Here is a 19,985-nt window from a genome sequence, read left to right as displayed (position 1 = left end):
GTCAGGGGACGACGGCGAGCAGTTCCGACTCCAGGTGGGGGCCGACGTCCGAGAGCAGCCCCGGCGCGTCGGTGTCCTCCTTGCAGACGACGCTCTGTTCGAGCAGTCCGAGCCGCTCGACGGTGACGATGTCGTCGGCGTGGCCCGCCCGGTTGACGGTGGCGCGGAGTTGCGCCCGGGTGACGCTGTTGGCGTTCACTCGCCCGGTGCCGCGCGTCCAGTCGTAGAGGCGGTCGCGCTCGGCGTCGGCCAGCCGGTTCTCCTCGCCCTCGCCGCCCTCGACGAACCGCAGCGGCATGTGCTGGACGAGGCCGAACCGGCGGCGGACCTGGCTCGGCGTCCCCTGGCCGAGGCCGAGTTCGTCGGCGGGAACCCGGACGTCCTCGCCTGCGTCGAGGGTGACGCCGTCGTCGTCCCAGGACTCCAGCGTCCCGACGTGGACCTCGCCGGCCTCTCGGTGCGGCGTGATAGCGCCCCACTCCTCCTCCAGGAGGTTGCGTGCGACCGGCGCGTCCTCGCCGGTGATCGTCACCGACGGGAAGCCGTCGTCGCGGAGGCCGAGGGTGAACTCGACCTCCAGGTCCGCGAGGTCGTTGGCGACGAGCGATTCGAGGGAGTCCATCGCGCGGCGGCGGGTCTCGCCTCTGACGTAGACCTTGGTTGCCAGGACGACCATCAGGCTTCCGCGGGCTCCTCGTCCACGTTCAGTTCGTCGCGCAGTTCCTCGATGCGGCTGTCCATCGCGTTGATGAGCCGCTGGTTGTCCATCGTCTCGAGCGGGCCGCCGCAGTCCGGACACTCGAAGCCGAACTCCATGGCCTCGCCGAACTCGAAGCGGAGCTGGCAGTTGCCGCAGAGGTAGAACTCGTTGTCCCGCTCGTAGTCGCGGCGGGACTCCAGGGCGTCGAGCAGCCGGTGCATCTCCTCCTCGAGTTGCTCCGGGATGTTCTCGTACTGGAAGGTCCACAGGTACGTCAGCCACCCCGAGTCCTCGTCCCGGAGCCGCCGGTAGGAGGCGAGGTCGTTCTCGTAGAGGATGAACAGCGCCCGGCGGACGTCGTTGAGCTCCAGCCCCAGTTCCTCCGCGAGCTCCTCGTCGGTGACCTCGCCGTCCGGCGGCGCGGCGGCGACGGGCATCCCCGTCGGACCGACCAGCTCGTGGAGGTACTTCTGAATCACCGGGTCGTTCAGCAGTTCCTCAAAAGCCATTGTGTCATTTTGCACCTGCAACGCGTTTAAAAGCTCCGAAAGGGCCGTCTCGGTCACTCGGCGCCACGCCGACCGCGGCCGCTACCCCTCCGCCTGGTCGTCGGGCTCGCGGGGTTCGACCTGCTTGCCCGTCTCCTTCGGGACCACCTCGTGGGTCGCCGCCTCCCACTCCCGGTCCAGTTCCCGGCCCTCGAACAGCCGGTCGAGGAACACCGCCAGTCCCGCCACCTCCGAGTGCGGCTGGTTCGTCACGCCGACGTTGTAGTCGGCGTGCTCGTAGACGTCGAACGGCACCTTCTCCGCGCCGACGACGACGAGCAGCGGACCATCCGCGTGATCGGCGCGGACGTCGCCTTCGACCTCCTGGATCGGCAGCCCGTACATTGTCAGGTGGACGACCGCGCCCTCCCACTCCCGGAGCAGCTGGCGGTGGCTGTCGGTGAGTTCGACGTCGAAGGGACCGCCGAAGCGATCCGTGATGTCCTCGATCGTCGACCGCGACTTCGAGGCGTCGCCCGCGATGACGACCCGGTCGGCGCCGAGCGCCCGCGCCGTGAGCCCGACGTGCGTCGTCATCCGGTGGTCCCGTCCCGGGCGGTGGCCCAGCCGGAGGACGCACACCTCGTGTTCGTCCTGCATGGCGTGGCGTTCTGGCCGTGCGGGTTAGGGGGTTTCGCTTGGCGGCCGCGCTGCGAGGACGTCTAAACGCGTCCGGGGCCGCTCGCCGGGCGTCGAAACGGACTTACGAGCGCCGTCCGCACCGCCACCAATGAAGCTCTCCGGCAAGCGGATCTGCGTGACGGGCGGCGGCGGGTTCGTGGGGTCGCACCTCGCGGATCGGCTGGTCGAGGACAACGAGGTCGTCGTCGCCGACCGGTTCGACAACGGGCGACGGGAGTGGGTCCCGGACGAAGCAGAGGTCGTCGAGGGAGACCTGCAGGACCCCGCCGTCGTCGCCGAGGCGATCGACGGGTCGACCGACGCGGTCTTCCACTTCGCGGCGGACAAGGCGGTCAACAGCGACGACCCGAACGAGCAGTTCCGCCTGAACACGGACCTGACGGCGAACGTCGCCGAGCGGATGCAGGCGGTCGGCTGCGACCGCATCGCCTTCACCTCGTCGTCGACCGTCTACGGCGAGGCGCCGCGGCCGACGCCGGAGGACTACGCGCCGCTGGAGCCGATCAGCATGTACGGCGCGGCGAAGCTCGCCGAGGAGTCGCTGCTGTCGGTGTACGCCCACAGCCACGGCTTCCGGGTCTGGAACTTCCGGTTCGCGAACATCGTCGGCCCGCGGCTCCAGCTGGGCGCGGTGGTCCCGGACTTCATCCAGAAGCTCCGGGCGGACCCCTCGACCCTGGAGATCCTCGGCGACGGCCGCCAGGAGAAGTCCTACATGCACATCGAGGACTGCCTCGACGCGATGGCCTACGCCGTCGAGCACGCCGACGACGCGATGAACACGTACAACCTGGGGACGCGGACGACGACCTCGGTGCGGACCATCGCGGACATCGTCGCCGACGAGATGGGCGTCGACCCCGCCTACGAGTTCACGGGCGGCGACCGCGGCTGGGTGGGCGACGTCCCGCGGATGCGGCTCTCCGTCGAGAAGCTGGCCGGGCTGGGCTGGGAGCCGGACGGGTCGTCGGACGACGCGGTCCGGCGGGCGGTCCGGGAACTGCTGGAACAGGACTTCTCGTAACCTATACCGAGGCGGTCGTGCGGACCGTCTCGTACCTCCGACCGAGACGGTCGTGCGGACCGTCTCGTACCTCAGACCGAAAACGGCGTCCGCGCCGAGACGTCGTGCTCCACGACGCGGAGGGTCGCCTCCGCGGTGTAGTCGCCTGGATCGGGATTCGGCCAGGTCTCCTCGAAGGTGGCCGTCTCGCCGGGCTGGAGGTCGGCGTTCGTGAGGACCTGTGCGAACATCCGGTCGTCGCTGTAGCGCCACACCTCCGCACCCACCTCGTCGTCGCCCTCGTAGACCGCGTAGTCGACCTTGCAGGCGTCCCGGAACGTGAGTTCGACGGGCCTGTCGCTCCCGTTGACGACGGTGAACTGGAACTGCACGCCGTCGCCGACGGTCACCTCCAGCGCCGAGTCGAGCATACCCCGCCTTCGGCCCCCACACGCATAGAACTACCCCGTCAGACCCCGAGCGCGGCGGCGACGTCCATGCGGCCCTCGCCCTGGTCGGTCTCCGGGAGCCCGACGTCCTCGGCGGTGTCTTTGAGACGCTGTCGGGCCTCGTCGGCGCTGTAGCCGTTCGCGACCAGCTGGGCGGCGCCGCCGGCGACGTGCGGGGCGGCCATCGACGTCCCCGAGAGGGTCTGGTAGCCGCCGCCCGTGTACGTCGACTCGACGTTCGCGCCGGGGGCGGCGATCTCGATCTCGGCGCCGGTCGAGGAGAACGACGCGGCGTCGTCGTTCTCGTCGGTCGCCGCGACGGCGAAGCACTCCGGGTAGGTCGCCGGCGCGGAGACGCAGTCGGTGCAGGGGCCGTCGTTGCCGGCGGCGGCGACGAGCAGCATCCCCCGGTCGGCGGCGTACTGGCAGGACTCCCGGAGGGTGTTCGACCCGCTGCCGCCCAGCGAGAGGTTCGCGATGTCGTGGCCCTGGTCGGCCGCCCACTCGATGCCGGCGGCGATGTCGGAGGTGAAGCCGGTGCCGATGGAGTTCATCACCTTCACCGCGTGGAGGGTGACCTCCGGGGCGACGCCGACGACGCCCTGGTCGTCGTCGACGGCGCCGATGGTGCCGGCACAGTGGGTGCCGTGGCCGTTCGAGTCCTCCCAGTGGCCGTGGCTCAGGCCGAGCAGGAAGGCGCGGCCCTCGCCGACGTTGGCCTGGAGGTCGGGGTGGTCGCCCTGGATGCCGGTGTCGATGACCGCGACGTCGGCGCCGTCGCCGGTCTCGCCGGCGGCGTGGGCGTCGGGCGCGTTCACCCGTTCGATGCCGTAAGGGACGGTCTGGACGGTCTCGAGTTCGACGTCCCGCTCGACGAACCGGATTCCGGGGCTCCGGCGGAGCGGTGAGAGGACCTTCCGGTCGACCTCGAGGGTCAGGATGCCGGTCGGGTGGTCGTGGATGACCGTCCCGGCGGCGTCCTCGGCCACGCTGCGGCCGCCGGCGGTCCGGTAGCCGACGTTCACCCGGACGCGCTCGTCGTCCCCGCCGACCAGGCCGTCGTCGGCGCCGACGACGCCGACGAGGCCGCCGGCGGCGACGGAGCCGCCGGCCAGTCTGAGCGCAGTGCGACGCGTTACCTTGCTCCCGTCTTCCATGGTGCGAAATCTGTGGTCTGCGGGATGTCACTTCCCCCGGATATTCCCCGGGGTTGAAGACGGGTTGGTAATCTGACGAGTCCGACGGCGAGAGGTCTATACCGGGGGCTCCCCTACCCGGGTCCGTGCAGGTCGTCGGCTACGAGACGGGCGCCGGGACGGACGACCCAGCGGCGCTGCTGGTCGCCGTGGACGGAGCCGTCGATCGGGAGCCCCTTGCGGTCGGTCGGGAACTCTCCTACACCCTCGGGGAGCGCCGCTGTGCCGGCACGTTCGACGGCGCCGACCACGTCGCCTGCGAGGCCGCCCGCGCCCCCTACTGCGAGGCCCACGACTCGACGTGGATCTGCGCCCGCTGTACCGGGACGTGCCTGAAGGCCGAGATGGACTGCCACCAGGAGCACGCGGTCTACCTCGCGGCGTTCGCGCCGGACACGTTCAAGGTGGGCGTGACGAAGCGCCGGCGGCTGGAGACGCGGTTCCGCGAGCAGGGCGCCGACCGCGGCGCCCACATCTACACGGTCGCCGACGGCCGGATCGCCCGGGAGATCGAGGCCGAGATCGCCGCGGAGACGCCGCTGCCGGACGCCGTCCGGGTGCCGACCAAGGTCGACGGCATGGCCCGGACGGTCGACGAGGCCGCCTGGGAGGACCTCCTCGCCGAGTTCGACGTGAAGGACACCTACGCGTTCGACTACGGGTTCGACCTCGATGCCGCGCCGGTCGCCGAGACGCTCGCCTCGGGGACGGTCCGCGGCACGAAGGGCCGGGTGCTCGTCCTCGAGCGCGACGGCGGGGTCTACGCCGTCGACATGCGCGACCTGGTCGGCTACGAACTCCGGGAGGGGACGTCCTCCCGGGAACTGCAGTCGAGCCTCGGCGCGTTCGGCTGACGCCCGTGAGACCTTGGGACTTTTCTGCGGGGAGCCGAAATGGGGGGGTATGACGGACGAAGAAGACGCGCCCGAGGAGGGCGACGACAGCGGCGAGGAGAAGTCGTTCCGCGAGCGGGTCGAGGAGATCCGCCAACAGCGCGCGGAGGACCGCGAGGGCGAGGAGGGCGAGGGCCTGAGTCGCGAGGAGAAGATGGAGGAGATGATGGGCGGCGGCGGTCCCGGCGGCCCCGGCGGCGGTCCCGGTGGCGGCGGCATGGGCGGCAGCCCCTTCGCGCAGATGATGGGCGGCATGATGGGCGGCGGCGGTCCCGGCGGCGCCATGGGCGGCTCCCCCGGCGGCCGCGGCGAGGGCGGCAGCGACAACGAGGAACTGACCCGCGAGGTGCGGAAGGTCCGCGACGAACTCCACGACATCCGCCGCGAACTCGAGCGCATCGGCGACGCCCTCGAGGACTGAGTTCGGTCCGCGTCGGCGACCTGTTGATTTTTCACCCGGGCGACCGTTCTCATCCCAAGAGCCGGTCATGTCGGAATTCGACCCCGGAGAGATAGCTACGAGCCTGCTGCAGTCGCTCCCCGATCTCGTCTACATCGTCGACGCGGACGGGCGACTCGTCTGGTGGAACGACCGCCTGAACGAGGTGGCCGGCTACGACGACGACACCATCGCCGAACTGGACCCCTTCGAACTGATCCCGGACGATCAGCGTGAGGCCGCCGTCGCGGCGTTCTCGCAGGTCGGGACCTACGACCCGGAGACCACGATGGAGTTCGACGTCCTCACGAGCGATGGCGACCGCATCCCCCACGAGTTCAACGGCTCCGTCATCGAAGTCGACGGTCGGACCCTGGTCACGTCGGTCGCCCGCGACGTAACCGCCAGACGCGAGCGAGACCGGGAGATCCGCCGGCAGCGGGACGAACTGGAGACCTTGCACCGACTCAGCGAGACGGTCTACGAGGTGATCCAGTCCGTGATCGACGCGGCGACCCGCGAGGAGATCGAGCAGGCCGTCTGCGACCGCCTGGCCGCCTCGGAGCTCTACCAGGCCGTCTGGATCGCGCGCAACGACCCGGGCGGCACCGTCGACCCCGTGGCCGGCGTGGCGGCCACCGACGACTTCGTGGAGACGATCGCCGAACTGAACGGCCTCGACTGGAAGCGACCCGCCGAGATCGCCGTCGAGACCGGCGAAGTACAGGTCATCCAGGGGTTCGCGGACTCAAGCATCCCGGACCGCGCGAAGGAGGTCGCGGAGTCCCTGGACGTCCACGCGGGGGCGTCCGTGCCCATCGTCCACCGCGGGACCGTCGAGGGCGTGCTGAGCGTCTACTCCTCGCGGCCGGACGCCTTCAGCCCGCGGGAGCAGGCCGCCTTCGAACGGCTGGGCGAGGTGCTCGGTTTCGCCACCAACGCCGTCCGGACCGAGCGGCTCCTGCTCTCGGATACGGCGACGGAACTGACGTTCCGGGTCTCCGGACCCGAGGCACTGCTCGCGTCGGTCTCGTCGGAGGCCGACGGCCCCTGTCGCAAGGAGTGGTCGACCGCCGTCGAGGGCGGCGACGGCAACTACCGCCACTACGTCACCGTGAAAGGGATCGACCCCGAGCGGGTCCGCGAGATGGCCGCGGAGCGTTCGACCGTCGAGTCCATCGAGCACATCGGCGACAACGGCGACGAGCACGTCTTCGACGTGGTCACGAGCGACTCGTTCACCCGGCGGTTGCTGGACGTCGGCGCGAGCCCGACGTCGATGGTCGCCCGCGACGGCGAGACCGTCATCGTCGCGGAGCTCGCCGGCGATGCGGACGCCCGGCGGGTCGTCGAGGCGGCCAACGAGCTGTACGACGTCGAACTCGTCTCGAAGCGCGAGCTGGAGCGTCCGGTCAGGACGACCGACGAGTTCTTCGACGCCGTCGCCGACCGCCTCTCTGACCAGCAGCTGGCGGCGCTGCGGCACGCCTACTTCGGCGGCTACTTCTCGTGGCCCCGGGACGCGACCGCCGAGGAGGTCGCCGACCGGATGGACGTCAGTTCCCCGACGTTCCACTACCACCTCCGGCACGCCCAGCGGGCCCTGGTCGACGCGTTCCTCGAGCATCTAGACGACTAGAGGGACCGTTGATACTCACCGCGGCATCAGATTCGACCGGAAGCCCGTCGATGGATCAGGCGGTACCGCCGTCGGTCGGTCCGACCGGAACGGCGCTGCCGTCACTCGGTGCCCGCCATCGACCGCGGCTTCACCCGCTGACGTCGTCGGCCCCCGAGGCCGTCGCGAAAGCCCCTCGACGGCCGGGGGCCGGTCGCGACGTCCGTACCGCTGGTGTGGGGATGCACCTGCCACCCGTCGGCGCGTCGGGACGACGCGCCGCGGCGAGCGTCGGTTCGCCGGCGCCTGCCGACCGAACGACGGCTAGCCGCCGTTACAGGAAGCCAGCGTCGGCGAGCCGCTCGACGCCCTCTCGCAGCCGTTCCTCGCTGGCCGCGTAGGAGAGCCGCGCGTAGCCCGGCGTGCCGAAGGCGCTGCCCGGAACCGTCGCCACGTGGGCCTCCTCGATGGCGCCCTCGCACCACGCCTGATCGTCGTCATCGACCGGGAGCATCATGTAGAAGGCGCCGGTCGGGACGGGGACGTCCTTGCCGTGGTCGGCGAAGAGGTCCACGAGCATGTCGCGGCGCTCCTCGAAGGCCTCGCGCATCTCCGTGACGGCCTCGTCGGTGTTCTGCAGCGCCTCGATGCCCGCGTACTGGACGAAGTGGGTCGCACAGGAGACGGAGTGTGAGTGGAGCTTCCCGGCCTGGTCGACGAGGGCCTGCGGCGCGGCGAGGTAGCCGAGCCGCCAGCCCGTCATCGAGTAGGCCTTCGAGAAGCCGTTGATGGTGACGGTGCGGTCGCCCATCCCGTCCAGGGAGCCGAGCGACGTCTGCTCGGTGTCGTAGGTGATGGCGTCGTAGATCTCGTCGGCGATGACGGTCACGTCGTGCTCGACGGCGAGGTCGCGGACGCCCTCGAGGGCCTCGTCGGTGAACACCGCCCCGGAGGGGTTCGACGGCGAGTTGACGACGAGCAGTTCCGTCTCGTCGGAGACGGTCGCCTCGAGCTCGTCGAGGGCGGGCGCCAGCTGGAAGTCGTGGGCCGAGAGGTCGACCCGCGAGAGGTCGGCGCCGGCCATCTTCGCCATCGCCTCGTAGCTCACCCAGGCGGGGTCGAGCAGCACGACCTCGTCGCCGTCCTCGACGAGCGCCTGGAACGTCTCGTAGAGGGCCTGCTTGGCGCCCGGCGTGACGATGATCTCGTCGGTGCCGTAGTCGAGGCCGTCGCCGTCGAGTTTCTCGACGATAGCCTCCTTCAGCGGCGGGATGCCGTTGGAGGGCGCGTAGCCCGTGTGGCCGTCGTCCATCGCCTGCTTGCCGGCCTCGACGACGTTCTCCGGCGTGGGGAAGTCCGGCTCCCCGACGGAGAGGTCGACGACGTCGACGCCGTCGGCTTCCAGTTGCGACGCGAGGTTGCTGATCGCCAGCGTCGCGCTCGGTTCGACCCGTTCGACGCGGTCCGCGAAGTCCATGGTCATGATTCGAGTTCCTCGGCGAGTGAAATAGCGCTCTCGACGGCGGTCGCGCCGTAGTCGATCCGCTCTTCGGCCTCGGCCTGGCTCATCCCGGGGCCGATGACGCCGAAGGTGACCGGCGTGTCGCGCTCCAGGGAGACGTCGGTGAGCCCCTGGGCGGCGGCGTCGGCGATGACCTCGTCGTGGTCGGTGTCGCCGGTGACGATGGCGCCGAGCACCGCGACGGCGTCGACGTCCTCTCGCCGGGCCAGGCGGTCGGCGGCCAGCGGCGTGTCGTACGAGCCCGGAACCTCCAGGGTCTCGACGATCTCCGCGCCCGCCTCGGCGGCCGCCTCCCGCCCCCGTTCGGCCATCTCGTGGGTGATCGGCCGCTCCTTGTTGAACTGCGCGACCACCAGTCCGAGCGCTACCATACGAGCGGGTCGGCGACGGGCGGTAAAAGAAGTGCCGGAACGGGCCCACGATGGCCGCGTTCGACCGTCCCGTCCCAACTTCCGTCGTGACCTCGCCGTCCGCCTCCCCGACCGCGGACCAGAACTGTTCTAATCCCTCCGTGACAGGTTCACGGCGATGAACGATCGTCGGGACCGGACGCTCCTCGCCGTCGTCGGACTCGCCGCCGTCGCGCTCGCGCTCCGACTCGCCTTCCTCGGCTCCCGGGTCGCCCACTGGGACGAGGGGCGCGTCGCCTACTGGATCGCCGACTACGCGGCGACCGGCGTCCTGTTCTACCGGCCCATCATCCACGGGCCGTTGCTCCACCTCGTCAACGCGCCGCTGTTCAAGGTCCTCGGGGCGACGGACACCGTGATGCGGCTCGTCCCGGCGCTGCTGGGCGGCCTGCTTCCGCTGACGGCGCTGCTGTTCCGCCACCGGCTCCGCGACGCCTCGGTCGTCGGCCTCGCGCTGTTCCTGGCGCTGGACCCCGTCCTCCTCTACTACTCGCGGTTCATGCGGAGCGACGTCCCTGTCGCCGCCGCCTGCTTCGTCGCGTTCGCCTGCCTCGTCCGCGCCGTCGACTTCGACGACGGCCGCTACCTCTACCCCGCGTCGTTCGCCCTCGCGGTCGGCTTCGGCGCCAAGGAGAACGCCCTGGCGTACCTCCTGGCGTTCGTCGGCGCGACCGGCCTGCTGCTGGGCCACCGCATCGTCGTCTCCTGGGTCACCGACGGCTCGCCCGCGGAGGCGTTCAAGAGCTACGCCGCCCGGACCCTCGGCGGGGTCGTCCGGCACGGGCGCTCGATCGTCGGCAGCGCGGTACTGTTCCTCGCGACGTTCACCTACCTCTACGCGCCGCGGGGGTCGCTGCCCTCGAAGCGGCTGTACTACTTCTCCTGTCTGGACTACGAGGGCCACTTCGACGTTGCGGCCCAGCCGACGCTCGGGGAGGCGCTCGCGAATCCGCTGCAGCTCCCGCGGCTGGTCTACTTCACGCTCGGGTCGACCGGGGAGCTGTACGCCTGCCAGTGGATCACCCCGCGCCAGGAGGACCCCAACCCGTACCTGGAGTTCCTCGGCGAGATGTCGCTCATCACGGCGGAGGCCTCCGCGGCGCTCGTCGCCCTCGCCGTCGTCGGCTTCCTGGCGACGATGTACGCCTCGGAGTTCCCGTACGACCGCCCCGACGACCTGGTGGCGTTCTGCTTCTACTGGGGCGCCGCGTCGATGGTCGGCTACCCCGTCATCACCGACATCGGCGGGGCGGCGTGGCTGGTCGTCCACATCGTCCTGCCGCTGGCGGTTCCGGCGGCGTTCGGCATCGGCGTCCTCTACCGTTGGGGCGGGGACGCGCGGGTCGACGGGGACACGGTCAGCGTCGCGCTGGCGGTGGCCCTCGCCGTCCTCGTGGTCGGGTCGATGGCCTGGACCGGTTACGCGACCAGCTTCGCCGACCCGAAGTCCGACGACAACTCGCTCGTCCAGTACGCACAGCCCTCCGGCGACGTCGAGCCGACGCTCGCGGAGATGCGCACCCTCGCCGACCGCAACGACGGCACCGACGTCGTCCTCTACGGCGGCCACCTCCACGACCCGACCGGCGACGAGGAACTGGAGCGGCGCCCGACCTGTGCGGACTGGTTCAACGCGCTCCCGCTGCCCTGGTACTTCGAATCGGGCGAGATGGACGTCGACTGCGCGCCCGAGGAGACCGCCCTCGAGGACGCGCTCGCCGCCGACCCGCCGGTGGTGATCGCCCACCGGAAGAACGCCAGCGCCGTCGACGAGCGGATCGACGACCGCTACGAACGCCGGGAGTTCAGGATGCGGACGACGGCCGAGCCGTTCGTCTACTACGTCGACGTGGCGCGCCTGGAGTGAGGCCGCAGAGCGCTACCGGCGGAGAGGAGGGCCACCGGGCTGGTTACTCGGTTGTCAGGTACGGTTTCCGAACTCGGAGTCACGCAAACGTTACTCAGCAGTACGCTCGCCCATTCGGCGGCGCGCTCCCCGAAATCCCGGCGTACCCTTCCCTGTGGTAGTCAATAACAATATCTCCCCCGATTCATCGACCACCGCATGTCAGATGGCGACCAGCGGGACGGGCGGAGTGGGATCGGGACGCTGCGGCGTGACGTGATGAAAGTCGTGGGGGCCGGGGGTGCGCTGGGTGCCCTCGGCGGTACGGCGACGGCGAACGAACACGACGACGGGACCCCGGGAGGGATGACCGACGACGGGGCTCCGGCGGAGCCGGCGACGTCGACGGTCCACACGGTTCGGACGCTCATCGGGGAGTCGACCAGCCCGGACCGGCCGGCGGACTTCTTCTACCAGCCGACCGGGCTCCACGTCGAGCCGGGCGACGTGGTCAGGTTCGTCTTCGAGACGCCGGACCACAACGTGACCTCCTACCACCCCGCATTCGGGATGCAGCGGCGGATTCCGGCGGGCGTCCGGCCGTTCTCGTCGCCGATCATGGGCTGGGACCCGGACTCACTTCCGGACGATGTCACCGAACCACCGGCAGAGCCCGGTTCCGGCGGCCCCGGGGCCGAGGAGGGCGACGAAGGTGACGGAGCCGACAATGGCGACGACGGGGGCGGTCCCGTCCCGAGCACGTGGCTGTACGCCTTCGAGACGCCGGGGGTGTACGACCTCGAGTGCGCGCCCCACGAGGCCTACGGGATGGCGATGCGTGTCGTCGTCGGCGACGAGACCGACGCGGCGTTCGAGACCTCGGACGCCGACCAACTGCCGCAACCCAGGGCGGGACCGGTCGGGTTCGCCCGACGGGTGTTGACCGACCCGGCGCTGGAACCGGACGCTATCGTCGACAAAGGGTGCGTGGAGTGGTCGGCCCTCGAGGCGATCCAGTCGGGCGGCGAGGACGGCGAATCCTCGACCGAGTGACATCGGGGACAGACTAACAATCCACAGTCCCGAGGGCCGGTCGGCCGAGCGGCGGTCCGCCGCGAATGGTAACCTTCTCGGCCCCCGGCGAACCACCCTCCACCATGAATCACGCCACGCCAGCCGCGACGCTCGGCGTCGTCGGGGGCGGCCAGCTCGGCCGGATGATGGGCGAGGCCGCCGGCCCCCTCGGCGTCGAGCTCGTCGTCTCCGACCCGACGCCCGACTGTCCCGCTGCGCCGGTCGTCCGCGACCAGGTCGTCGGCGACTTCGACGACTACGAGGCCGTCCGCGAACTCGCCGAACAGGTGGACGTCCTGACCTTCGAGATCGAGCTCGCGGACCCCGACGAGATGGAACGGGTCGGCGAGGAGACGGACACGCCGGTCCACCCCGACCCCGACACCCTCCGGACCATCCAGGACAAGCTCGTCCAGAACCGCGCGCTCGCCGACGCCGGCGTCCCGGTCCCGGAGTTCCGGCGGGTCGACGACACCGACGACCTCCGGGCCGCCGGCGAGGAGCTCGGCTGGCCGCTGATGTGCAAGGCCCGCGAGGGCGGCTACGACGGCCGCGGGAACATGCCCTGCGAGGGCCCCGGAGAGGCCGAGTCGGTCCTCGAGCAGCTCGGAGGTCCGGCGCTCGCCGAGGAGATGGTCGACTTCGAGCGCGAACTCGCCGTCATGGGCGTGAAGGGTGTTGACGAGACCCGCGCGTTCCCCGTCACAGAGACGATCCACGAGGAGGAGATCCTCCGGGAGCTGGTCACGCCGGCGCGGACCGCCCCCGAGGTGCGCGAACGCGCGCGCGAGGTGGCCTTCGACGTCCTCGAGGAGATGCTCGACGGGCGCGGCGTCTACGGCATCGAGCTCTTCGAGACGAGCGACGGGGAGATCCTCGTCAACGAGATCGCCCCACGGCCGCACAACTCCGGGCACTGGACCATCGAGGGTGCGCGAACGTCGCAGTTCGAGCAGCACGTCCGCGCGGTCCTGGGGTGGCCCCTCGGCAGCACCGACCGGCGGGCCCCTTCGGTGACGACGAACATCCTCGGCGACGTCGACGAGCCCGAGCCCGCGTCGCTGGCCGGCACCGAGGCGGTCCTGCAGTCGTCCCGGGCGTCGCTGCACTGGTACGGCAAGCGGGAGGTCCGGCCGCTCCGGAAGATGGGGCACGTGACGCTGGTCGACGGGTCGGCCGAGGACGGCGAAGAGCTACTTGCGCACGCGCGAGAACTACGCGACGGGCTGTCCTTCCAGTGACCGACGCGGAGGGCTGACCCGCGGCGAGGCCGTTCGCGGCTCCCGGACACCGCAAGGACGAAGCCGCCACCGTCCGGGAACCCCTACATGACCCGCTCGCAGGCAGTCCAGGACGTCATCGACCTGCTGGAGGCCGAGGCCGAGGCGGACCGCGCCCCCGAAGCCACTCCCGACGTCGGCATCGTGATGGGTTCGGACTCGGACCTCGAGACGATGTACGGCGCCTACGAGGCGCTCACCGAACTCGGCTTCGAGGAGGTCACCGACTACGACGACCCCCCGGAGGCGGGGTTCACCTTCGAGACCTTCGTCGTCTCGGCCCACCGCACCCCCGAACTGATGTACGTCTACGGCGAGACCGCCCGCGACCGCGGGCTCGACGTGATTATCGCGGGCGCCGGCGGCAAGTCCGCGGACCTGCCGAACATGACCGCCTCCATCGCCTACCCGATCCCGGTCGTCGGCGTCCCCGTCCAGGAGAAGTCCGTCGACAGCGTCATCGGGATGCCGACCGGCGCACCGATCGTCGCCGTCGACGCGGGCAAGTCGTTCAACGCCGCGCTCTCCGCCGTACAGATTCTCTCGCGTGCGCATCCGGAACTGGAGACTCGACTGGACGAGTACCACGACGACCTGCAGGACGGCGTCGGCGCCGATTCGATGGGGCTGCACACGAAGGGGACCGAACGCTACCACGACGAGATGGAGTGATGGCGTCGGTCCGGCTCGGGTTCAAGTAAGTTCACGCAACTCCCCTGGGTCGACACGTAATTCGGCCGTAACACCGACCACGGAGAAGCCTATCCGTAACGGCCGTCGGGGACACAAATCAACTCTTATGTACCGGTGCCTCTAACCCTCGGACGATATAGACGCGATGAGCAATCCATGGATCGCTGTCGGCGCGCTGGCGGTGGTGGGAGTCGCGATCCCGCTCTCGATGATCGCGGTGTCGAGTCTCCTCCGCCCAAGCGTCGCCGAGCAAGGGAAACGCGCCACCTACGAGTCCGGTGAGATACCGACGGGGACGACGCGCATCAGGTTCAACATCCAGTACTACATGATCGCGCTGCTGTTCCTCGTCTTCGACATCGAGACGGTGCTCATCTTCCCGTGGGCGCTGATTTACAGCGACGCGGTTGCCGAGTTCGGACTGACGCGGGTGCTGGGTCCGATGCTCGTCTTCCTCGTCATCCTGCTGGTCGGGCTCGTGTGGGCGTGGCGGAACGGTGCCGTTCGCTGGGTCAGGAGCGAGCGGGCGGAAATCAAGAGTGAACTATGAGCAGCGAACAGGAACTCCACGACACAGTATCGACGCAGGAATCCCGGATGGGGAAGGGTGTCGACAACCGGTTCAACTCGAAGCTGCGTGAGGCGTTCGGCTCGACGCCGTTCATCCTCACGAAGTTCGACAAGTTCATGAACTGGGTGCGGAGCTCGTCGATGTTCATGATGCAGTTCGGGATCGCCTGCTGCAGCATCGAGATGATGCACACCTACGCGATCAAACACGACCTCGATCGCTTCGGTGCCGGCGTCCCCCGGGCGTCGCCGCGGCAGGCCGACGTGATGATCGTCCCCGGGACGATCGTCTCGAAGTTCGGCCCGCGGATGAAGCGCGTGTACGACCAGATGCCCGAACCCAAGTTCGTCGTCGGGATGGGCAACTGCACGGCGTCCGGCGGCCCCTTCCACGAGGGGTACAACGTCGTCAAGGGCGCCGAACAGATCATCCCGGTCGACATCCAGGTCCCGGGCTGTCCGCCCCGGCCGGAGGCGCTGATCTACGGCATCGCGAAGCTCCAGGAGCGCATCGCCAACGGCGAGTCCTCGCCGGTCGTGGTGAAGTCCTACGAGCTCGAGCAGTTCGGCGACCTCGACCGCGACGAACTGGTACAGCACCTCGCAGACCAGATCGACGAGGACGACCTCGTCATGCGGTACAACTGGGTCGACTCGCCATGAGCCTGGAGAAACCCCGTCCCACGGACGTCGGCGAGACCGAGGAGGGACAGGTCGACTACGAGGAGCTCGCGGACCTGCTGGGCGATACCGTCATCGGCCGCGAGACGCACGTCAACGCCGAGGCGTTCGTCGTCCGACCCGACGAGGTCCAGGACGCGCTGTACGCGCTCCGGGACGAGGCCGGCTTCGACCACCTCTCCTGTCTGACGGCCCAGGAGTACGACGACCGCTACGAGTCCATCTACCACCTGACGAAGTACGACGACCGGACCCAGGAGGTCGGCGTCGTGGTCCCCGCGTCGAAGGACGACCCAGTCTCCCAGACGGCCGAGCCGGTCTACCGGACGGCCGACTGGCACGAGCGCGAGGCCTACGACCTCGTCGGCATCGACTACGAGGGCCACCCGCAGATGGAGCGCATCCTCCTGCCGGAGACCTGGCAGGGCCACCCGCTCGCCCAGGACTACAACCCCGAGCAGCCGCAGGTCGTCGCCTACCGCGAGCACGCCAACCCGATCGAACCGGACCAGCGCGCCGGCGAGGCGAAGTCCGATCAGACCGGCGGCGAGGTCGAGGCGGAGTCCGACACGATGTTCATCAACATCGGCCCGCACCACCCCGCCACCCACGGCGTCCTCCACATCGAGGCCGTCCTCGACGGCGAGCAGATCGTCGACGTCGAGCCGGACATCGGCTACCTCCACCGCTGCGAGGAGCAGATGTGCGAGCAGAACACCTACCGGCACCAGATCATGCCGTACCCTGACCGGTGGGACTACACGGCGAACATGCCCAACGAGTGGGCGTACGCCCGCGCCGCCGAGGAGCTCGCCGACATCGAGGTCCCGGAGTACGCCAAGATCCTCCGGACGCTGGGCTGTGAGCTCAGCCGGATGACCGGACACTTCTTGGCGCTCGGGACGTTCGCCCTGGACGTCTTCGGCGACTTCACCGCGACGTTCCAGTACTCGTTCCGCGACCGCGAGATCGCCCAGGACATCCTCGAGGACCTGACGGGCCAGCGGATGATGTACAACTACTTCCGGCTCGGCGGGGTCGCCTGGGACATCCCGGAGCCCCGCGAGGAGTTCTTCGAGAAGACGCGGGACTTCCTCGACGACCTGCCGGAGAAGGTCAAGGAGTACCACAACCTCCTGACGTCCAACGAGATCTTCCAGCTGCGCTGTGTCGGCACCGGCGAGCTGCCGCCGGAGGTCGCCAAGCAGTACGGCGCCACCGGCCCGGTGGCACGCGGCTCCGGCGTCGACTACGACGTCCGTCGCGACGACCCCTACGGCTACTACCCCGAACTCGACTGGGACGTCGTCACCGAGGACGGTGCCGACAACTACAGCCGCGTCCTCGTGCGGATGCGCGAGGTCGAGGAGTCCGCGAAGATCGTCTCGCAGTGTATCGACCTCCTCGAGGAGTGGCCCGAGGAGGAGCGCAACATCCAGTCGAACGTCCCGCGGACGCTGAAGCCGGAGGCCGACAAGGAGGTCTACAAGGCCGTCGAGAACGCAAAGGGTGAACTCGGCGTCTACATCCGCTCGGACGGCACGGACCAGCCGGCGCGGTTCAAGATCCGGAGCCCCTGCTACCACAACCTCCACACGCTGCGGGACATGGTCGAGGGCGAGTTCATCCCCGACCTCGTCGCCTCGCTCGGTAGCCTCGACATCGTCCTCGGGGAGGTGGATCGATGATCCCGGCGCAGACGCGAACGCCGCTGCCCGACGCCATCGGCGACCTGCTCGGGTTCGGGACCGAGATGACGACCGGCCAGGAGATACTGACCTCGCTGCTCGGCGCCGCCCTCGTCGGCACCCTGATGCTCGCGATGACCGCGGTGGCCGGGCCGTGGGCCAAGCGGAAGATCACCGCTGCCTTCACCGACCGCTACGCGGTCAATCGGCTCGGCCCCGCCGGGTTACTCATCATCGTCGCCGACGCCCTCCGGATGCTCTCGAAGGAGCTCATCGTCCCGGAGGACGTCGACCGCCCAGCCTGGGACCTCGCGCCGGTCGTCATCGCCAGCACGGCGCTGCTCGGCTTCGCCGTCATCCCGATGGGCAACGGCATCCATCTGGCCGACCCCGAGATCGGCCTCGTCTACGTCTTCGCCGTCGCCTCGATGGCATCGCTCGGCCTCGTGATGGCCGGGTACGCGTCGAACAACAAGTACTCGCTGCTGGGCGGGCTCCGCGCCGTCGCGCAGAACCTCGCCTACGAGATCCCGCTGGTCCTCATCGCCGCCTCGGTCGTCCTGTTCGCCGGGTCGCTGCAGATGAGCGAGATCGTCGCGGCGCAGGCGGAGACCCTGTTCACCGTCGGCGGCGTCGCCATCCCGGCGTGGTTCGCCTTCGTCAACCCCTTCGCGTTCGTGCTGTTCCTGGTCGCGAACCTCATGGAGATCGGCCGGAACCCCTTCGACACGCCGGAGGCGCCGACCGAGATCGTCGCCGGATACCAGACGGAGTACTCCAGCGTCTACTTCGTGCTGGTGTACCTCGGGGAGTTCATCCACATCTTCCTCGGGGGCGCCATCATCGCGACGCTGTTCCTCGGCGGCCCCGCCGGGCCCGTCCTGCCGGGCATCCTGTGGTTCATTATCAAGATCTGGGCGGTGTTCCTGTTCACGCAGTGGGCCCGCTCGGCGCTGCCGCGCGTCCGCGTCGACCAGGCGATCGAGATCGGCTGGAAGGGGATGCTCGTGCTCGCGTTCGCGAACCTCCTGCTGACTGCCGTCATCGTCGGAGTGATCGCATAATGATCGGAATGCTCAAATCGATGGCAACGACCATGAAACACGCCCTTGACGGCGAGAAGTTCACCGTCCAGTACCCCGAGGACACGCCGGACGTCTCCCCGCGGTTCCGCGGCGTCCACAAGTTCTCCCAGGAGCGCTGCATCTGGTGTCGCCAGTGCGAGAACGTCTGCCCGAACGACACCATCCAGATCGTCACCGACGAGCAGCGCAACGGCGAGCAGTACAACCTCCACGTCGGCCAGTGCATCTACTGCCGGCTCTGCGAGGAGGTCTGCCCCGTCGACGCCATCCTGCTCACCCAGAACTTCGAGTTCACCGCGGACACGAAACACGAGATGGCGTACAACAAGGAGCAGCTGAAGAACGTCCCGTGGTACAAGGACATCGACCCTCTCGCCTCCCGCGAACCCGACCGCGGCGCCTGGATCGGCGAGGGCGAGGGCGAAGTCGACTACCAGTAGCAACCCACTTTTTACACGGCCCCCTCGCTGCGCTCGGGGGCCGGCAAAAACTTGGGGAAAATATGCGCGCGTGCTCCTTCTACGGCGCTCCCTTCGGTCGCGCCGCTCCAGTCCGCGCGCGCTACGGCGACTCACTTCGTTCGCCGCCGGAACCCGCGCCTCGCTACCGCTCGGTGCGGATGCGCGTGACTACTTCGCGGTAAGTGTCACCGAGACGAACTTACGACCTGTTCAGCACCGCGCCACGCGCGCACGGACACCCTGAAAGCCCCCGGAACTCGAGAGCATAAGGAAATCTTCAAAGGGAACCCGACTGCAGGGGTAAACAATGGCTGTAGTACCGTACGAGACACTGGCGTTCCTGCTGTTCGCTCTGGTGACGGTCGGGGCGGCGCTGGGCGTCGTGTTGGTCCGGGACGTGTGGCACTCGGCGCTCCTGCTGGGCGTCGCGCTGCTCTCCGTCGCGGTCCACTACGTGATGTTGCAAGCCGAGTTCCTGGCGGCGATGCAGGTGCTCGTGTACGTCGGTGGGGTGCTCGTCCTGATCACCTTCGCCGTCATGTTCGTCCGCCGGGATCAAGCACCCGAGCAGGAGGCACTACCATGACGACGCGACCGCGACTCTACGGGGGGAACAAGGTCGTCGGCGTCCTGGCGCTCGGCCTGTTCGGCTTCCTCGCGGCGGTGTTCCTCACGAGCGGCTTCGGGACCGCCGAGGGGTTCGCCGACGGGTCGATCACGCGCTCGATCGGCTACGCGATGTTCAACCTCCCGGGCGCCGACATCGCGAGCGAGGGCTTCCTGGTGGCGTTCATCACCATCGCCGTCGTGCTGGACGCGGCCCTCGACGGCGCCGTCATGCTCGCCACGCGGGACGAGGAGGGTGATTCCTGATGGTGCTCGGAACCGTCCCGGCCGAGTACTACCTCGTGCTGTCGGCGGCCGTCTTCTGCACCGGGCTCTTCGGCGTGCTGACCCGCCGGAACGCCCTGATGTTCCTGATGAGCGTCGAGCTCATGCTGAACGCGGCGAACATCAACCTCGTCGCGTTCGCCTTCTACTGGGAGAACATCACCGGGCAGGTGTTCGCCCTGTTCACGATGGCGCTGGCCGCCGCCGAGGTCGCCATCGGCATCGGTATCATCCTGGTGCTGCACCGCAACTTCGATAACGTCGACGTGACCGAAGCGACTACACTGAGGTGGTAA

At 69.2% G+C, this 19,985-nt stretch carries 23 protein-coding genes; 16 read left to right on the top strand and 7 right to left on the bottom strand.

Annotated features, from left to right (window positions below):
* Nucleotide 1 precedes the first annotated feature (1 nt).
* The 3 genes from HWV07_RS05145 to HWV07_RS05135 form a co-directional block, all read right to left on the bottom strand.
* The gene (locus HWV07_RS05145) at nt 2-676 is read right to left on the bottom strand and encodes a DUF2110 family protein (RefSeq protein ID WP_178333269.1); all 675 of its coding nucleotides are present in this window, start codon (nt 674-676) and stop codon (nt 2-4) included.
* Complete coding sequence (tfe, locus tag HWV07_RS05140) at nt 676-1,209, bottom strand: transcription factor E (RefSeq protein WP_178333268.1); 534 nt, start codon at nt 1,207-1,209, stop codon at nt 676-678. The genes HWV07_RS05145 and tfe overlap by 1 nt, the downstream gene beginning before the upstream one ends.
* Nucleotides 1,210-1,290: 81 nt before the next feature.
* Nucleotides 1,291-1,848, bottom strand: coding sequence for a tRNA (cytidine(56)-2'-O)-methyltransferase (locus HWV07_RS05135; RefSeq protein ID WP_178333267.1), 558 nt, complete (start codon nt 1,846-1,848; stop codon nt 1,291-1,293).
* A 130-nt stretch (nt 1,849-1,978) separates the two neighbouring features.
* Between HWV07_RS05135 and HWV07_RS05130 the strand changes: the two genes are divergently transcribed.
* Complete coding sequence (locus tag HWV07_RS05130; protein WP_178333266.1) at nt 1,979-2,914, top strand: NAD-dependent epimerase/dehydratase family protein; 936 nt, start codon at nt 1,979-1,981, stop codon at nt 2,912-2,914.
* A 71-nt stretch (nt 2,915-2,985) separates the two neighbouring features.
* On the opposite strand, the gene HWV07_RS05125 is transcribed toward HWV07_RS05130, so the two are convergent.
* Entirely contained in the window at nt 2,986-3,324 is a 339-nt protein-coding gene (locus HWV07_RS05125) for a BsuPI-related putative proteinase inhibitor (RefSeq protein ID WP_178333265.1), read from the bottom strand.
* Nucleotides 3,325-3,362: 38 nt separating this feature from the next.
* The gene (locus HWV07_RS05120; protein WP_178333264.1) at nt 3,363-4,499 is read right to left on the bottom strand and encodes a S8 family peptidase; all 1,137 of its coding nucleotides are present in this window, start codon (nt 4,497-4,499) and stop codon (nt 3,363-3,365) included.
* 125 nt (nt 4,500-4,624) lie between these two features.
* On the opposite strand from HWV07_RS05120, the gene HWV07_RS05115 reads away from it, so the two are divergent.
* From HWV07_RS05115 to HWV07_RS05105, 3 genes are all read left to right on the top strand, one after another.
* Nucleotides 4,625-5,392 (top strand): DUF2797 domain-containing protein, encoded by a 768-nt coding sequence (locus HWV07_RS05115; protein WP_178333263.1) that lies wholly within the window; start codon nt 4,625-4,627, stop codon nt 5,390-5,392.
* 49 nt (nt 5,393-5,441) lie between these two features.
* The gene (locus tag HWV07_RS05110; RefSeq protein WP_178333262.1) at nt 5,442-5,852 is read left to right on the top strand and encodes a hypothetical protein; all 411 of its coding nucleotides are present in this window, start codon (nt 5,442-5,444) and stop codon (nt 5,850-5,852) included.
* Nucleotides 5,853-5,919: 67 nt separating this feature from the next.
* Nucleotides 5,920-7,509 carry a bacterio-opsin activator domain-containing protein gene (locus HWV07_RS05105; RefSeq protein ID WP_178333261.1) on the top strand — a complete coding sequence of 530 codons (1,590 nt, stop codon included), beginning with the start codon at nt 5,920-5,922 and terminating at the stop codon, nt 7,507-7,509.
* A 313-nt stretch (nt 7,510-7,822) separates the two neighbouring features.
* On the opposite strand, the gene HWV07_RS05100 is transcribed toward HWV07_RS05105, so the two are convergent.
* Nucleotides 7,823-8,971: a pyridoxal phosphate-dependent aminotransferase gene (locus HWV07_RS05100; protein WP_178333260.1), complete on the bottom strand. Its 1,149-nt coding sequence runs from the start codon at nt 8,969-8,971 to the stop codon at nt 7,823-7,825.
* On the bottom strand, nt 8,968-9,381 hold the full coding sequence (gene ribH, locus HWV07_RS05095; protein ID WP_178333259.1) for a 6,7-dimethyl-8-ribityllumazine synthase: 414 nt from the start codon (nt 9,379-9,381) through the stop codon (nt 8,968-8,970). Before ribH ends, HWV07_RS05100 begins: the two co-directional genes overlap by 4 nt.
* 157 nt (nt 9,382-9,538) lie before the next feature.
* On the opposite strand from ribH, the gene HWV07_RS05090 reads away from it, so the two are divergent.
* From HWV07_RS05090 to nuoK, 12 genes are all read left to right on the top strand, one after another.
* Nucleotides 9,539-11,287 (top strand): flippase activity-associated protein Agl23, encoded by a 1,749-nt coding sequence (locus tag HWV07_RS05090; RefSeq protein WP_178333258.1) that lies wholly within the window; start codon nt 9,539-9,541, stop codon nt 11,285-11,287.
* 198 nt (nt 11,288-11,485) lie between these two features.
* The gene (locus HWV07_RS05085; RefSeq protein WP_178333257.1) at nt 11,486-12,319 is read left to right on the top strand and encodes a cupredoxin domain-containing protein; all 834 of its coding nucleotides are present in this window, start codon (nt 11,486-11,488) and stop codon (nt 12,317-12,319) included.
* A gap of 104 nt (nt 12,320-12,423) precedes the next feature.
* Nucleotides 12,424-13,581, top strand: coding sequence for a 5-(carboxyamino)imidazole ribonucleotide synthase (locus tag HWV07_RS05080; RefSeq protein WP_178333256.1), 1,158 nt, complete (start codon nt 12,424-12,426; stop codon nt 13,579-13,581).
* Between the two features lie 87 nt (nt 13,582-13,668).
* Nucleotides 13,669-14,292 (top strand): 5-(carboxyamino)imidazole ribonucleotide mutase, encoded by a 624-nt coding sequence (gene purE, locus HWV07_RS05075; RefSeq protein WP_178333255.1) that lies wholly within the window; start codon nt 13,669-13,671, stop codon nt 14,290-14,292.
* Nucleotides 14,293-14,458: 166 nt separating this feature from the next.
* Entirely contained in the window at nt 14,459-14,863 is a 405-nt protein-coding gene (locus HWV07_RS05070; protein WP_178333254.1) for an NADH-quinone oxidoreductase subunit A, read from the top strand.
* Nucleotides 14,860-15,546 (top strand): NADH-quinone oxidoreductase subunit B, encoded by a 687-nt coding sequence (locus tag HWV07_RS05065; protein WP_178333253.1) that lies wholly within the window; start codon nt 14,860-14,862, stop codon nt 15,544-15,546. The genes HWV07_RS05070 and HWV07_RS05065 overlap by 4 nt, the downstream gene beginning before the upstream one ends.
* Entirely contained in the window at nt 15,543-17,252 is a 1,710-nt protein-coding gene (locus tag HWV07_RS05060) for an NADH-quinone oxidoreductase subunit D (protein WP_178333252.1), read from the top strand. The genes HWV07_RS05065 and HWV07_RS05060 overlap by 4 nt, the downstream gene beginning before the upstream one ends.
* Nucleotides 17,249-18,316, top strand: a complete 1,068-nt coding sequence (locus tag HWV07_RS05055) for a complex I subunit 1/NuoH family protein (RefSeq protein ID WP_178333251.1) — start codon at nt 17,249-17,251, stop codon at nt 18,314-18,316. Before HWV07_RS05060 ends, HWV07_RS05055 begins: the two co-directional genes overlap by 4 nt.
* Nucleotides 18,316-18,777 (top strand): NuoI/complex I 23 kDa subunit family protein, encoded by a 462-nt coding sequence (locus HWV07_RS05050; RefSeq protein WP_178333250.1) that lies wholly within the window; start codon nt 18,316-18,318, stop codon nt 18,775-18,777. The genes HWV07_RS05055 and HWV07_RS05050 overlap by 1 nt, the downstream gene beginning before the upstream one ends.
* A 328-nt stretch (nt 18,778-19,105) precedes the next feature.
* Nucleotides 19,106-19,384 (top strand): NADH-quinone oxidoreductase subunit J, encoded by a 279-nt coding sequence (locus HWV07_RS05045; RefSeq protein ID WP_178333249.1) that lies wholly within the window; start codon nt 19,106-19,108, stop codon nt 19,382-19,384.
* Nucleotides 19,381-19,671, top strand: a complete 291-nt coding sequence (locus HWV07_RS05040; protein WP_178333248.1) for an NADH-quinone oxidoreductase subunit J — start codon at nt 19,381-19,383, stop codon at nt 19,669-19,671. Before HWV07_RS05045 ends, HWV07_RS05040 begins: the two co-directional genes overlap by 4 nt.
* Entirely contained in the window at nt 19,671-19,985 is a 315-nt protein-coding gene (nuoK, locus tag HWV07_RS05035; protein ID WP_178333247.1) for an NADH-quinone oxidoreductase subunit NuoK, read from the top strand. Before HWV07_RS05040 ends, nuoK begins: the two co-directional genes overlap by 1 nt.

Origin of the sequence: Natronomonas salina (assembly GCF_013391105.1) — an archaeon.
GTDB lineage: Archaea > Halobacteriota > Halobacteria > Halobacteriales > Haloarculaceae > Natronomonas > Natronomonas salina.
The sequence above is the reverse complement of the archived record's forward strand: the minus strand, read 5'-3'. Positions and strand labels throughout refer to the sequence as shown.